Raw genomic sequence first — 584 nt, forward strand, 5'->3', positions numbered from 1 at the left:
GCCAGAAGGCCTGGGACCAGTGGGCGCCGTCGCGCATCCTGCACGTGCCCCGGGAGGTCACGGACACGTCCGTGGCCGCCCATGCGGAGTTCGATCAGGCCGCAGCCTACGGACGTACGGCTCCCCTGGTCGTGGAGATCGGGTCCGGTCTGGGGGAGGCCATGGCCCACCGGGCCGCGGAGGTCCCCGAGCACGACTTCCTGGCCGTTGAGGTCTACACGCCCGGGCTGGCCGATCTGCTCATCAAGACGGCTGCCAACGGCGCCCAGAACGTCCGCGCGGTCCAGGCCAACGCCCCGGAGGCCCTGGAGCACTTCCTCAAGCCGAATTCGGTGGACGAACTGTGGGTGTTCTTCCCGGACCCCTGGCACAAGAAGAAGCACCACAAGCGCCGGTTGGTGTCCCCGGCGTTCGTCGACCAGGTGGCCAACGTGCTCAAGACCGGTGCCACGTGGCGCCTGGCCACCGACTGGCAGGAGTACGCCGTTCAGATGCGTGAGGTCATCGAGGCCGACGGACGGTTCGAGAATCTCAACCCCGGCCCCCTGGGCACTCCGGCCGGTCCGGGCCAGGGGTGGGCACCC

The 584-nt window shown here is 69.5% G+C and carries 1 protein-coding gene; it reads left to right on the plus strand.

Annotation, left to right across the window (positions count from 1 at the left end):
• On the plus strand, positions 1-584 hold a 584-nt coding region (gene trmB, locus GTW58_RS13635), incomplete at both ends, for a tRNA (guanosine(46)-N7)-methyltransferase TrmB (protein WP_168023615.1).

Origin of the sequence: Kocuria subflava, from assembly GCF_012163155.1 — a bacterium.
Taxonomy (GTDB): Bacteria; Actinomycetota; Actinomycetes; order Actinomycetales; family Micrococcaceae; genus Kocuria; species Kocuria subflava.